12 protein-coding genes and 1 riboswitch are annotated in these 12,639 nt (G+C 70.3%); of the genes, 5 read left to right on the forward strand and 7 right to left on the reverse strand.

All coding sequences use genetic code 11. The features are described from left to right. Nucleotides 1-56: 56 nt before the first annotated feature. Nucleotides 57-476: a hypothetical protein gene (locus GA0070607_RS04200; RefSeq protein WP_089021649.1), complete on the reverse strand. Its 420-nt coding sequence runs from the start codon at nucleotides 474-476 to the stop codon at nucleotides 57-59. A 191-nt stretch (nucleotides 477-667) separates the two neighbouring features. Between GA0070607_RS04200 and GA0070607_RS04205 the strand changes: the two genes are divergently transcribed. The 3 genes from GA0070607_RS04205 (at nucleotide 668) to GA0070607_RS04210 (ending at nucleotide 3,260) form a co-directional block, all read left to right on the forward strand. Continuing rightward, nucleotides 668-1,528 (forward strand): glycerophosphodiester phosphodiesterase family protein, encoded by an 861-nt coding sequence (locus GA0070607_RS04205; protein WP_197701335.1) that lies wholly within the window; start codon nucleotides 668-670, stop codon nucleotides 1,526-1,528. After that, entirely contained in the window at nucleotides 1,525-2,709 is a 1,185-nt protein-coding gene (locus GA0070607_RS32940) for a glycerophosphodiester phosphodiesterase family protein (protein WP_231930833.1), read from the forward strand. Before GA0070607_RS04205 ends, GA0070607_RS32940 begins: the two co-directional genes overlap by 4 nt. Before the next feature lie 266 nt (nucleotides 2,710-2,975). Further along, a complete protein-coding gene (locus GA0070607_RS04210) occupies nucleotides 2,976-3,260 on the forward strand; it encodes a hypothetical protein (protein WP_408630890.1) in 285 nt (94 codons plus the stop codon). A 74-nt stretch (nucleotides 3,261-3,334) separates the two neighbouring features. Here GA0070607_RS04210 and GA0070607_RS04215 read toward each other — a convergent pair whose 3' ends face one another. The 3 genes from GA0070607_RS04215 to GA0070607_RS04225 all read right to left on the reverse strand — a co-directional run bounded on the left by GA0070607_RS04215 (nucleotide 3,335) and on the right by GA0070607_RS04225 (nucleotide 6,218). Beyond that, complete coding sequence (locus tag GA0070607_RS04215) at nucleotides 3,335-4,297, reverse strand: sporulation protein (RefSeq protein ID WP_089016983.1); 963 nt, start codon at nucleotides 4,295-4,297, stop codon at nucleotides 3,335-3,337. A gap of 143 nt (nucleotides 4,298-4,440) precedes the next feature. Further along, on the reverse strand, nucleotides 4,441-5,223 hold the full coding sequence (locus GA0070607_RS04220; RefSeq protein WP_089016984.1) for an ABC transporter permease: 783 nt from the start codon (nucleotides 5,221-5,223) through the stop codon (nucleotides 4,441-4,443). Further along, nucleotides 5,220-6,218 carry an ATP-binding cassette domain-containing protein gene (locus tag GA0070607_RS04225; RefSeq protein WP_089016985.1) on the reverse strand — a complete coding sequence of 333 codons (999 nt, stop codon included), beginning with the start codon at nucleotides 6,216-6,218 and terminating at the stop codon, nucleotides 5,220-5,222. The genes GA0070607_RS04220 and GA0070607_RS04225 overlap by 4 nt, the downstream gene beginning before the upstream one ends. Nucleotides 6,219-6,273: 55 nt before the next feature. Here GA0070607_RS04225 and GA0070607_RS04230 point away from each other — a divergent pair, with 55 nt between their 5' ends. Then, nucleotides 6,274-6,996 carry a TetR/AcrR family transcriptional regulator gene (locus GA0070607_RS04230; RefSeq protein ID WP_172898977.1) on the forward strand — a complete coding sequence of 241 codons (723 nt, stop codon included), beginning with the start codon at nucleotides 6,274-6,276 and terminating at the stop codon, nucleotides 6,994-6,996. Nucleotides 6,997-7,157: 161 nt separating this feature from the next. On the opposite strand, the gene GA0070607_RS04235 is transcribed toward GA0070607_RS04230, so the two are convergent. From GA0070607_RS04235 to GA0070607_RS04245, 3 genes are all read right to left on the reverse strand, one after another. Beyond that, nucleotides 7,158-8,045, reverse strand: a complete 888-nt coding sequence (locus tag GA0070607_RS04235) for a bifunctional 5,10-methylenetetrahydrofolate dehydrogenase/5,10-methenyltetrahydrofolate cyclohydrolase (protein WP_089016987.1) — start codon at nucleotides 8,043-8,045, stop codon at nucleotides 7,158-7,160. A gap of 12 nt (nucleotides 8,046-8,057) precedes the next feature. Then, nucleotides 8,058-8,140: riboswitch (ZMP/ZTP riboswitch) on the reverse strand. A gap of 62 nt (nucleotides 8,141-8,202) precedes the next feature. Further along, a complete protein-coding gene (locus GA0070607_RS04240; RefSeq protein WP_089016988.1) occupies nucleotides 8,203-8,979 on the reverse strand; it encodes a DeoR/GlpR family DNA-binding transcription regulator in 777 nt (258 codons plus the stop codon). A gap of 36 nt (nucleotides 8,980-9,015) precedes the next feature. Beyond that, a complete protein-coding gene (locus tag GA0070607_RS04245; protein WP_089016989.1) occupies nucleotides 9,016-11,019 on the reverse strand; it encodes a beta-galactosidase in 2,004 nt (667 codons plus the stop codon). A gap of 284 nt (nucleotides 11,020-11,303) precedes the next feature. On the opposite strand from GA0070607_RS04245, the gene GA0070607_RS04250 reads away from it, so the two are divergent. Continuing rightward, on the forward strand, nucleotides 11,304-12,629 hold the full coding sequence (locus tag GA0070607_RS04250) for an ABC transporter substrate-binding protein (RefSeq protein ID WP_089016990.1): 1,326 nt from the start codon (nucleotides 11,304-11,306) through the stop codon (nucleotides 12,627-12,629). The last annotated feature ends 10 nt before the right edge of the window (nucleotides 12,630-12,639 follow it).

Here is a 12,639-nt window from a genome sequence, read left to right on the forward strand (position 1 = left end):
TCGCCCCCGCCGACGCATCGGTCGGCGGGGGCGACTGCGGGATCACGCCGCGGCGGTCAGTCCCTCGACCTGTCCTGAATGGTCTTGGACGGCCCGGTCGCGGACGTGGACTGGTCACTGGTGCTGCCGCCCATCGGGGTGCTCAGGCCACCGGTGGTGGCGTCACCCGTGGTGGTCGGCGCCACCTTGCCCCGGTGCCGCTCCGGCTGTCGGGCCACCCGGCGTACGCTCGCCGGCCCGGCGGTGCCACCGGTGGTGGTCACCGCGCCCTGCCCGCCGACGGGGCCACCGTCGCGCAGCACCTGCGGGTCGATCCGTTCCTTCGCCGGATCGAACGGGTCATCGCGCTGGATCTGACTCTCCACATCGGTGCGGGGCACCGTCACCTCGTCGAGGGCGCCCTTGCCGTACACGCCACCGGCGATCCGATCCTCGGCCTCGCGGGCGGCGTCCTGCCGCATGTCGTCCTCACGCACGTCCATCACCTCGCAGAAGCTGTGGAACTGACTGCGTGCCCGACGGCCGGCCGGCCAAACCCGCCGACGCCCGGAGGTCGTCCACCCCGGTTCACCGCCGCGCCGTCCGCCGGCCGCCTGCCGGCTGTCCACGATGTCCATGCTGTCCGGCGACCGGTGGGAGACGCCCACCGGCGGGAGGGGATGACAGCGTGCGCAGAGTACGCCGTACCGCCATCGCGGCCCTGGTGGCCGCGACGGTGACGACCGGGCTCGCGATGCCCGCCCAGGCGAAGCCGCGACCGGACCGGACATTCGACGTGCAGGCCCACCGCGGGGGCCTCGGGCTGCGGGTGGAGAACACCCTCGCCTCCTTCGGCAACGCCCTCCAGCTCGGGGTGAGCACCCTCGAACTGGACGTGCAGATCACCGAGGACGGTCAGGCCGTGGTCACCCACGACCGGAAGGTCACCGGCACCAAGTGCGTCGACACCACCCCGGTGTCGCCCGGTGACCCGGAGTTCCCGTACGTCGGGAAGTACATCAACACGCTCACCCTGGCCCAGGTGCGAACCCTCGACTGCGGTTCGAAGACGCTGGCGGACAAGCCCGGTCAGCTCGCCGTGCCGGGTGCCCGGATGCCGCTCCTTCGTGAGGTGTTCGCGCTGGTCAACCGCTACCAGGCGAAGGACGTGAAGCTCAACGTCGAGACCAAGGTGGAGGCCGGGGCGCTTAGCGAGACCGCGCCCCGCGAACAGTTCGTCCGGGTCACCGCGGCCGAGATCCGCGCTGCCGGGCTGCTCAGGCAGGTAACCATCCAGAGCTTCGACTGGGGCGCTCTGATGCGCATGCGCCAGGTCGAGCCGAAGCTCCCGTTGGTCGCGCTGACGAACTACGACTTCCTCCAGACCGGCCAGCCGGGTGCCTCGCCGTGGCTCGGCGGGCTGGACATCGACGACTTCGGCGGCGACCCGATCCGGGCGATCCGCAGCTTCGGCGCCAGCGCCTTCTCCCCCGTGCACGGCTCCCCGCAGAACGGCAGGTTACCGACCCCGGCTACAAGCCGTACGTGACGAAGGAGATGGTCGCCCAGGCGCACCGCTACGGGATCAAGGTGATCCCGTGGACGGTCGACGACCTGCCGACCATGGCCAAGCTCGTCGACGACGGCGTGGACGGGATCATCACCGACTACCCGGACCGGCTGCGCGCCCTGCTGGCGCAGCGCGGCTACCGGCTGCCGAAGGCGTACGCGGCGCCGTTCGACATCCAGGCGCACCGCGGCGGTCGGGCCACCCGGCCGGAGAACACCCTGCCCGCATTCGCGGACGCGCTGGCCAACCGGGCCATCTCCACCCTTGAGCTGGACACCGGGGTGACCGCCGACGGCAAGCTCGTGGTGCTGCACGACCGGACCGTCAACGGCTCACACTGCGTCGACACCGCCCCGGCACACCCCGGTGACCGGCAGTTCCCGTACGTCGGCAAGCCGGTGCACGAGCTGACCCTGGCGCAGCTCAAGACCGTGGACTGCGGCACGAAGACGCTGCCCGAACTGCCCGCGCAGGTGCCCGCGCCGGGTGCCCGGATTCCCACGCTTGATGAGGTCTTCGCCCTGGTGAAGGCGAGTGGCCGCAGCGACATCGGGATGAACATCGAGACGAAGATCAGCCCGGTGGTGAACGACACCGAGCCGTACCGCAGCTTCACCCGCAAGCTGGTCGGCGCGATCCAGCGGGCCGGCTTCACCGACCGGGCCACCATCCAGTCGTTCGACTGGCGCACCATCACCTACGCCCGGCAGCTCGACCGCCGGATCGGCACCGTCGGCCTGGTCTGGCAGTACGGCCCGGCCGAGTGCGCCACGCTCGCCGACGAGTGCTCGCTCGAGGCGGTGTACGGCGACCCGTCGGTGAAGAGCCCGTGGACCGGTGGGCTGGACTGGTGGAAGTCCCAGGACCTGGGCAGGCTGACCCGCGCCGCGGGCGCCGGCACGGTGTCGGCGAACTGGCAGGTGCACGACCCGCATCAGGGCACCGTCGCCTCGCCCGACTGGTACCTGCGGGAGAACCCGGCATACTTCCACGGACCGGACGTCCGCACCCTCCAGACGCGGTACGACCTGAAGGTGATCCCGTACACCGTCGACGACGCCCGGGTGATGCAGCGGGTCATCGACCTCGGCGTCGACGGCCTCATCACCGACGACCCGGATCTGCTGGTGAGCGTCGCGGTCCGCAACGGCCTGCGCTGAGCGCACCCGACCGCCGACCGGGATCTTTTTGCCGGCGGTCGGGTGTTACCTGCTCGGCGGGCTCGGGTAGTCGGGGGGTGTCCCCGCCGTGAACACGAACCGTGCCGTGGCCGAAACGCGGTAGCGGGGCGAGGGAATGCAGGTACGACTCATCGCATCCTGAGGAGGACCAGATGAGCACGCAGGCTGCTTCCACCCGGCCGACGAACCGGCCGACGTCGGACGTCCAGAACCCGGCGTCGATGCAGAACACGCAGACTCGGCAGATGCCGGTCATGCAGGACGGGCGCCGCAACGACATGCAGGCACCCGGTACGGAGACCAAGCAGGCGTTCAAGACCACCGAGTTCTGGATCTATCTGATCGCGGTGGCCGCCGTACTGGGCGCGTCGCAGGTTGTCGGGAAGAACTCCGCCGGAGTGGACATCTTCCGGGCCGACAACGCCTGGTTCCTGATCACCCTGCTGACGCTGGGTTACCTCGGTAGCCGCGGACTGGCCAAGGCCGGCAGCAACCACCGCAGCGGTGAAGAGCGCAAGGCCCGGCACTGACCGGGTAGGCGGTAGCACAACGCGCAGTGGCCTCCGGGAGATTCCTCCCGGAGGCCACTGTCGCGTCTGGACGGCTACTCGCCGCCGAAGTCACCACCGAAGTCGCCGCCAAAGTCGCCCTCGAAGGCGTCCTCGATCATCTCGCCGGCGATCATGCCGCCGGCCACGCCGAGCGCCGCACCGGCCACCATGCCGCCCATCCCGTGTCCCCGGCCGTGGCCGTGCCCGTGACCCGGGCCGAAGCCCTGCGCGCGCAGGCTGCCGTAGCGGGAGGTGGTCTCGCGCAGCCAGCCGTCGACCACCTGCGCCCAGTCGACGCGGTCGACGTCGGCGTGCGACACCTGGTACCGGCCGAACGCGTCGTGCCCGGCGCTGAGGAAGCCGCCGCGCTTGTCGCACTCCAGGATCACGTCCGCCCCGCGCTGGTTGGTCACGAAGGTCAGCTCGACCTCCCGGATCGTGCTGGCGTACTGCGGCGAGGCGAAGAACTCGATCTCCTGGTAGAACGGCAGCGTCTGCTGGACCCCCCGGATGTGGCCGCGCTCCAGATCGGCGTGCTTGAACCGGAAGCCGAGCCGCTGGAACGCCTCCAGAATCCGCTCGTGCACCGGCAGTGGATGCACCGCCACCTGGTCCAGGTCGCTCTTGTCCACGGCGCGGGCCACCGCCAGCTCGGTGCGCAGGCCCATCGTCATGCCGTGCAGGCGCTGGCCGTACACGTCGGTGATCGGCGTTTCCCACGGCACCGGCAGCTGGAACGGCAGCGAGAGCTGCTGCTTCGGCGCGAGCTGGATCGGGCCGCTGACGGCCATCCGGTGAAACTCCATGGTGCCCGCGTACTCGGTGTCGTGTCCCTCGACCTCGACCCGGGTGACCAGGCCGATCACCACCTGCTCGATGGCCGCCGGGCTGTCACCGCCGACGAGGTTGACCTGCCCGTCGAGGGTCAGGCCAGGCCGGGTGTTGGGGTTGGTCAGCACGGTGTCCACGCTGGGACCGCCGACACCGAACGCGCTCAACATCTTCTTGAAGACCATCGGAACTCCTGTGCGACAGCCGACCGCTCCACCATGGAGTCGGACGTTGACTCGTGGGCACCCTATCCAGGGGCCCTGTGAGATGGCTGTGAAGTACTGGCGGTGAGCACCCTGTGTCGCCGTGTCGGCGCGCTGGGGTCATGTCAGCGGCTCGCACGTCGCCGGAACAGCACGCCGGACGCGGTCACACCCACCACCAGGAACCCGACGGCCCAGGCGAGCGCGGCCGGGGCCGACTCGGCGGCCGGACCGCCCACCAGCAGCCCACGAACCGTCTCGACAAGCGGCGTCATCGGCTGGTTGCGGGCGAACCCCTGGAGGAAGTCCGGCATCGTCTCCGGTGGCACGAACGCGCTGCTCACGTACGGCAGGAACAGCACCACGAAGGAGAACGCTCCGGCCGCCTCCGCGTTCGTCACCAGCAGGCCGAACGCGGCCGACAGCGCTGATATCCCGCACATGAACAGAGCCAGCAGCCCGAGCAGGGCCACCCAGTCGAGCACCGAGGCCGTCGGCCGGAAGCCGAGAAGGAGAGACACCGCGACCACGATGGCCGTCGAGACCAGGTTGCGCGCCACGCTGGCCACGATGTGCCCGATCAGCACCGCCGAGCCGAGGACCGGCAGCGAACGGAGGCGGGCGACCATTCCGGTGGTCATGTCCTGGTTCACCCCCACGCCGGTGGAGGCGGAGCCGAAGGCCGCGCAGATCAGCACGATCCCCGGCACGACATAGGTCAGGTACCGGGTGCCCGTCTCGATCGCGCCACCGAAGACGTAGACGAACGCCAGCAGGATCAGCACCGGCAGCAGGATCGCGGTGATCAACGCGTCGACGCTGCGTAGCGATCGTCGCAGACCGCGACCGACCAGCGCGCCCACGTCCACGAGCGCGCCGGGCATCCGGGTCAGCTCGGGGGCGGTCATCGGGTCACCGCCACGGCCGGCGGCTGGCCGCCCTGCGGCTGCTCGGTCAGCGGCTGCTCGGTCAGCGGCTGCTCGGTCAGTGCGAGGAACACCTCATCGAGCGTGGGCCGGTGCAACGCGAGCCGCTCCACCTCGACGCCCCGGGCGTGGAGCAGGCCGAGCAGGTCCCGCACTGCCGCCGCGCTGCCGTCGGTGGGAACGTGCACGGACAGCGTCTCCGCGTCCTCCCGGATGGGTACCGCGGTCGCGGCGAGTAGCGGCACGGCGCGGGCGAGCGTACCGGCGTCGGGAAGGAAGAGCTGCGCCGTCTCGCCGCCGATCCGGGCCTTGAGCTGCTCGGCGGTTCCCTCGGCCACGACCCGGCCGCCGTTCAGCACGGTGATCCGGTCCGCCAGCCGGTCCGCCTCCTCCAGGTACTGGGTGGTCAGCAGGACGGTGACGCCGGCAGCGGCCAACTCCCCGATCGAGCCCCAGACGTCGCGGCGGCTGCGCGGGTCCAGCCCGGTGGTCGGCTCGTCGAGGAACAGGACCCGAGGCTCGACGACGAGGCTCAGCGCGATGTCCAGCCGGCGGGCCATGCCCCCGGAGTAGGTCGACACCCGCCGCCCGCCGGCCGCGGCCAGCTCGAAGCGGTCGAGCAGTTCGTCGGCTCGGGCCCGCGCCGCAGCCCTGGTCAAGTGGCGTAACCGACCCATGAGGACCAGGTTCTCGCGGCCGGTCAGCATCTCGTCGACCGCCGCGTACTGGCCGGTGAGGCTGATCGAGCGGCGCACCGCCGCCGGCGCGGACACGACGTCGTGCCCGGCCACCACCGCCCGGCCGCCGTCTGGACGCAGCAGCGTGGAGAGCACCTTCACCGCCGTCGTCTTTCCGGCCCCGTTCGGCCCCAGCAGCGCCGCGACGCTGCCGCGGTCGACCCGCAGGTCAACCCCATCGAGTACGGCGATACCGCCGAACCGCTTCGTGACTGATTCAAGTTCAACTGTGTATGCCATAAACCGAGTGTATGCCATACACCAGGTATAGGATCAACCCCTCATGGAACGCGCGATGTCACCGCTCGAGGCGGTCTGGACGGCCAAGCCCGCCCCGGAGGCACGGGAGGGGCTGTCGCTGGCGCGCATCGTCGGCGCCGCGATCGAGGTAGCCGACACCGACGGCCTCGTCGCCGTGTCGATGAGCCGGGTCGCCAAGAGCCTCGGGTTCACCACGATGTCGCTCTACCGGCACGTCGCGAACAAGGAAGAGCTGATCCTGCACATGCAGGACGCCGCCGTCGGCCCCCCGCCGGCGGACCTGTTGACGGGCCAGGGCTGGCGGTCGGACCTGGACCGCTGGGCCTGGGCGGCGGTCCGGAAGCTCCGCAGCCACCCGTGGATCCTGCAGACGCTGTCGATGTTCGGCCCGCCCGCCACCCCGCACCAGCTCAGCTGGTTCGAGTACGGCCTCCGCGCCCTGGGCCCGACTCCGCTCGACGAGAACGAGAAGGTGTCGGCCATCCTGCTCATCCAGGCACACAGCTTCGCCGACCTGACGTTCCACGCGGCCGGTGCGCCCACCGCGATCGCCGATGCCGACCCTTACGAGACGCTCTTCACCCGGATCATCGATCCGGCCCGGTTCCCCGCACTGATGGCCGCGTTCAGCGGCGGCGGCTTCGCCACAACCGACGACCCCGAGGCCGACCGGGACTGGCTGTACCAGTTCGGCCTGCAACGGATCCTCGACGGCGTCCAGGTCCTCATCGAGCAACGTCTCCCCGGGGAAGCCTGAAACCCCACACCTTCCGTTGTTGATCCACTCGACATCAGCGATATCGGGGTATCCCGGTCGGCGGAAACCCCGATATCCGCGATACCGAGTCGATCAACTAATGCCGCCACCAGGAAGGGTGCCAGTGCGGACCATGTCTGCCTGCCGACGCTCCCTAGGGCCTAGCCAACCTGACGCTCGGCGGCGGCGACGGCGTTGCGGAAGAGCATGGCCACAGTGGTGGGGCCCACCCCGCCGACTCGGGGGGTGATCGCCCCGGCGACCTCCGCGCACGTCTCGTCGACGTCCGGCAGCAGCCGCCGGCCCGCGTACCGCACGCCACCGCCGATGACGACGGCCCCCGGCTTGACGTGCTCGGGCTGGATGATGCCGGGTACGCCGGCGGCGGCGATCAGGATGTCGGCTCGGCGGGTGTACCGGGGCCAGTCCGCGACGCCGGTGTGCACGACCGTGACGGCCGCGTTGGCGGTGGGGCGCTTCTGGGCTAGGAGGGTCGCGAGTGGCCGCCCGAGCGTGGCGCCCCGCCCGAGGATGACCACCTCGCGTCCGGAGACCGGAATGCCGTGGTGGGCCAGCAACGCCTCGATGCCGGCCGGCGTGCAGGGCACCGGACCCGGCAGCCCGAGTGCGAGCCGACCCAGGTTCAGCGGATGCATGCCGTCGACGTCCTTGTCCGGGTCGATCCTCTGCAAGGCCGCGTCGTAGTCCAGGTGGTCGGGGACCGGGTACTGCACGAGGATGCCGTGCACGGCGGGATCGGCGTTGAAGGCGGCGATCACCTCGTGGAGTTGTTCCTGCGTGGCATCGGCGGGCAGGTGGCGGTGCGGCGAGGCGAAGCCCAGCTGGGCGGCCTGGCGCTGCTTGATGCCGATGTAGCCGGCACTGGCGTCATCGTCGCCGACCAGAACGGTGGCCAGGGCCGGGACGACGCCCGCGGCGCGGAGCACGGCCACCCGCTCGGCAACGTCGGCGAGGACCGCGTCGGCCACCGGCTGACCCGGCAGCAGGGTGGCAGTGCGCGGGGTGGTCTGCTCATCGGTTGACGGCATGGCTCTCCTCGGCGCGGAAGCCCAGGCGGTCGACCCCCGCGATGAGCTCCCCGATGGTTCTGCCATCCCAGGTGCCGCCAGTCGCGTCGCCGCCCATTCTGCCCGACGAACCGGGCACCGGGCCAACCGGCCGGGCCCGTGGCCAGCGGTCGGGCCGTCAGCCGGCCTGGACGACGATCAGCTCGCCGACCTGCTCGCCGATCGCGGTACGTGCCTCCGCCGGCAGCCCGACGTCGGTGATCAGCACGTCGGCGGCCTCCAACGGGGCGATGGTGGCGATGCCGATGGTCTCCCACTTGGTGTGGTCGGCGAGCACCACCAGCCGGCGGGCGGCGCCGATCAGGCAGCGGTTCACGCCGGCCTCCAGCAGGTTCGGCGTGGTGAAGCCGGTCCGTGGGCTGAGCCCGTGCACGCCGAGGAAGAGCAGGTCGACGTTGAGCGCGCTGATCGCCGCCTCGGCCACCGGCCCGGTCAGCGCGTCCGACGGAGTACGGATGCCGCCGGTGAGCACCACCGTCTGGTCGGCGCGCGGATTCTGGTAGAGCGCGTCGGCCACCGGGATCGAGTTGGTCACCACGGTCAGCCCTCGTACGTCGGAGAGCAGCGTGGCCAGCGCGGCGGTGGTGGTGCCGGCGGAGAGCGCGATGGCCATCCCCGGCTCCACCATGGTCGCCGCCCGCTCGGCGATGGCCCGCTTCTCCGCCTGCTGGCGGATCGACTTCGCGGCGAAGCCGGGCTCCTCGGCGGAGCCCGGACCGGCCAGCGTCGCGCCGCCGTGCACCTTGTCCACCAGCCCGCGTTCGGCCAGCACCTCCAGGTCGCGCCGGATCGTCATGTCGGACACGCCGAACCGGCTGACGAGCTGGCTCACCCGTACGCCGCCACGCTGGCGGATCAGATCGAGAATGGCGGTCTGCCGCTGCTGGGCGAGCACCTGGGGAACCTCCTTCGCGCCGTGACTGTCACCGGGTCAGGCCGGTCCGTCGACCCGGTCCTCCCGGACCACCGCCACCTCGCCGGCCGGCACTGTCAGCTCACCGGCGCACCGTGCTTCGCTCAACAACTCGGTGCCGGTCACCGCGAGCCGTACCTCGCTCTCGGTGTGGTTGATCGCGAACAGCCAGCTTCGCTCACCGTCGCGGCGCCGGACCACCTCCACCCCCACGGGCGCCCGCACCGCCGGGCGGACGCCCGCCTCGTCGACCAGCCGGGCGACCAGCCGATCGGTGGCCGGCTCGTCCAGCCGGGTGCCGACGTACCAGGCGGCGCCCGCGCCGACCGGGTGCCGGGTCAGCGCCGGCACGCCCGGCAGCGGCCCATCGGTGTACGAGGCGAGGACCTCGGCGCCCACCGGGTGCAGCCACTCGGTCCACACGTCGGCCGTGCTGCCGTCGTCCAGCCGCACCTGCTCGCCCTCGCGCAACGGGAAGAACTCCTCGGTCCGTACGCCGAGCAGCTCCCGGAACGCGCCCGGGTAGCCGCCCAGCCGGATGTGGTCATTCTCGTCCACGATGCCGCTGAAGTAGGTGATCGCCGCGGTGCCGCCGGCCTCGACGAACCGGCGCAGCGCGTCGACGTCGGCATCGCGGACCAGGTAGAGGGTGGGTGCCAGGACCAGCCGGTAGCCGCTGAGGTCGGCGGACGGGTGGACGATGTCGGCGGTCACGCCGGCCCGCCACAGCGCGCCGTACAGGGCGGTCAACCGGTCGGCGTAGCGGACGTCCACGCTGGGGTGCGAGTCCAACTCGACACCCCACCACGCCTCCCAGTCGAACAGGATCGCCACCTCGGCGTCCACCCGGCTGCCGCGTACCTCGGCCAGTGCCTTGAGGTCCGCGCCGAGCTGGCAGACCTCGTGGAACACCTTGGTCTCCGGCCCGGCGTGCGGCACCAGCGCGGAGTGGAACTTCTCGGCGCCGGCCCGGGAGGCCCGCCACTGGAAGAACAGCACCCCGTCGGCGCCCCGGGCGACGTGCGCCAGGCTGTTGCGGCGCAGCTGCCCCGGCAGCTTCGCCACGTTGCGCGGCTGCCAGTTCACCGCGCTGGTGGAGTGCTCCATCAGCAGCCACGGATCACCGCCCGCCACGCCGCGGGTGTGGTCGGCGGAGAGGGCCAGCCCGAGGTGCGCCTGCGGGTCGGCGGCGGTGAGGTAGTGGTCGTTGGAGATCAGGTCCACGTCGTCGGCCCACGAGTGGTAGTCCATGTGCTTGATCCCGGTGCCGATCATGAAGTTGGTGGTCACCGGCTGACGGACCAGCGTCTTCAACAGCTCGCGTTCGGCGCGCAGTTGGGCCCGTTGCTCGTCGGAGGAGAAGCGCAGGAAGTCCAGCTGCTGCGTGGGGTTGGCGAAGGTCGGCGCGGTGCGCGGCGGGTTGATCTCGGCCCAGTCGCCGTAGCGCTGGCTCCAGAACGCGGTGCCCCAGGCGTCGTTGAGCCGGTCCAGGTCGCCGTAGCGCTCGCGCAGCCAGCCCCGGAACGCCTCGGCGCTGACGTCGCAGTAGCAGTGCACGTTATGGCAGCCCAGCTCGTTGGAGACGTGCCACATCACCACCGCCGGGTGCTCGGCGTACCGGTCGGCGACCGCGCGTACCAGCTCCAGCGACCGCTCCCGGAACACCGGGGAGCTGGGGCAGTACGCCTGCCGCCCGCCCGGCCAGAGGATCGCGCCGTCGGACCGGCGGGGCAACGTCTCCGGGTACGCGCGGGCCAGCCACGGAGGCGGGCTGGCGGTGGCGGTGGCCAGGTCGACCTGGATGCCGCCGTCGTGCAGCAGGGCCAGCACCCGATCCAGCCAGCCGAACTCGAACCGGCCGGGGGTGGGCTCCAGCAGAGCCCACGAGAAGATGCCGACGGAGACCAGGTTGACCCCGGCCCTACGCATCAGCTCGACGTCCTCGGACCAGGTCTGCTCGGGCCACTGCTCGGGGTTGTAGTCGCCGCCGAAATAGATGCCGTCGCCCTGCCATCGCCGCATGACAGCTGAGGTTGCACCCGGCAGCCCACGGAAGTCAACAGGTTCCAACATCGATTTCTTTTCCAACGTTTACCACGTAACGGCCGTGTCACGACTGGGTTCTGGGAGGCGAATTGCCCTCTTGACAGCGCCCGGCGGACGGGTAGCTTGAGGCCCCAATGGCCATTCGTGTTTGCCATTGTGGATTCTCGTGGGATCCAGATGTGCATTCACAGCGTCGAACCTGCCTTCACCACCCCCGACGGCCCTTGGGCGTAGCACCTCTTCATCCGCAGGAGGCACAGATGTCCCGTCCCCGATCCCAAGCCGAGTACCTGGCTCGGCTCGTACCGCCCTCCGTAGCCGGCATCAACCGACGCTCGCTGCTGGCCGGCGCGGCCGGCACGGGCGCGCTGCTCGGCACTGGCCTGCTCGCCGGCTGCGGCGACGACTCCGGTGGGTCCGAGTCGAAGGACGTGTCCCTCGGCTCGAACCAGTCCGACCCGAAGCCGAAGGACGTCGTCGCCAAGGTCACGGACGGTTTCAAGACGTCGTCCGGCATCCAGGTCGCGGTGAACACGGTCGACCACAACACGTTCCAGGAGAACATCAACAACTACCTGCAGGGCAAGCCGGACGACGTGTTCACCTGGTTCGCCGGCTACCGGATGCGCTTCTTCGCCCAGAAGGGCCTGGCCAGCGACATCAGCGACGTGTGGGGCAAGCTCTCCGGCTACTCGGACGCCTTCAAGAAGGCGTCCACCGGGGACGACGGCAAGCAGTACTTCGTTCCGGCGTCGTACTACCCGTGGGCCGTCTTTTACCGCAAGTCGGTCTGGCAGCAGCACGGCTACCAGACGCCGAAGACCCTCGACGACTTCACCACCCTCGCCGCTCAGATGAAGAAGGACGGCCTGACCCCGATCGCCTTCGCCGACAAGGACGGCTGGCCGGCGATGGGCACCTTCGACATCCTGAACCTGCGGGTCAACGGCTACCAGTTCCACATCGACCTGATGGCCGGCAAGGAGGCCTGGACCTCCGACAAGGTCAAGAAGGTCTTCGACACCTGGGCCGGCCTGCTCCCCCTGCACCAGCCGGACAGCCTCGGCCGCACCTGGCAGGAGGCGGCTCAGTCGCTGCAGCAGAAGAAGAGCGGCATGTACCTGCTCGGTCTCTTCGTCGGCCAGCAGTTCAGCAACGAGGAGCAGGACGACCTCGACTTCTTCACGTTCCCGGAGATCGACCCGGCGATCGGCGCCAAGGCCCTGGACGCCCCGATCGACGGTTACATGATGGCCCGCAAGCCCAAGAACGAGGACAACGCCCGGAAGCTGCTGGAGTACTTCGGCGGCAAGGACGCCGCGGACATCACGGTCAAGAACGACCCGGCCACCCTGGTCGCCAACACCGGCGCGGACGTCAGCGGCTACACCGCCCTGCAGAAGAAGGCGGCCGAGCTGGTCGGGTCGGCCACCGAGATCGCCCAGTTCCTCGACCGGGACACCCGGCCGGACTTCGCCTCCACGGTGATCATCCCGGCGCTCCAGCAGTTCATCAAGAACCCCAAGGACATCGACGGCCTCACCTCGAGCATCGAGAACCAGAAAAAGTCGATCTTCACCGACTGACGGCGGAAGG

The organism is Micromonospora coriariae, from assembly GCF_900091455.1.
GTDB classification, from domain to species: Bacteria; Actinomycetota; Actinomycetes; order Mycobacteriales; family Micromonosporaceae; genus Micromonospora; species Micromonospora coriariae.